At 76.1% G+C, this 590-nt stretch carries 1 protein-coding gene; it reads left to right on the top strand.

The genetic code is table 11. The annotated features are described in order from the left end of the window. A partial coding sequence (locus FNX44_RS27480) for a uroporphyrinogen-III synthase (RefSeq protein WP_153507813.1) occupies positions 1-590 on the top strand: 590 nt, incomplete at both ends.

The following is a 590-nucleotide window of genomic DNA, read 5'->3' as shown; positions in this document are numbered from 1 at the left end:
GGGTTCCGGTGTACCGGTGGCTGCCGCCGGAGGACACCGTGCCGCTGGACCGGCTCATCGACGCGGTGGTGGGGCGGGGGCTGGACGCCGTCACGTTCACCAGCGCGCCGGCGGCGGCGTCGCTGCTGGACCGCGCGAAGGCGCGGGGGATGCACGAGGAGGTGCTGGCAGCGCTGCGACACGACGTGCTCGTCGCATGCGTCGGGCCGGTGACGGCGTTGCCGCTGCAGGCCGCGGAGGTGCCTACGGTGCAGCCGGAGAGGTACCGGCTGGGGCCGCTGGTGCAGTTGCTGTGTACGGAGTTGCCGGGGCGGCCGCTGCCGGTCGCCGGACGGCAGCTGGAGATCCGGGGGCACGCCGTTGTCCTCGACGGGGAGGTCCGGCCGGTACCGCCGGCCGGGATGTCGCTGCTGCGGGCGCTGGCGCGGCGGCCGGGGTGGGTCGTGCCGCGTGCGGAACTGCTGCGGGCGCTGCCGGGAGCGGGGCGGGACGAGCACGCGGTGGAGACGGCGATCGCGCGTCTTCGCGCCGCGCTTGGCGCCCCTCGCCTTGTCCAGACCGTCGTGAAGCGGGGGTACCGGCTCGCGCAC

It is taken from the genome of Streptomyces alkaliterrae (assembly GCF_007097205.2).
Classification (GTDB): domain Bacteria; phylum Actinomycetota; class Actinomycetes; order Streptomycetales; family Streptomycetaceae; genus Streptomyces; species Streptomyces alkaliterrae.
Note: the sequence above shows the minus strand (reverse complement) of the source record. Positions and strands in the feature narration are given on the sequence as shown.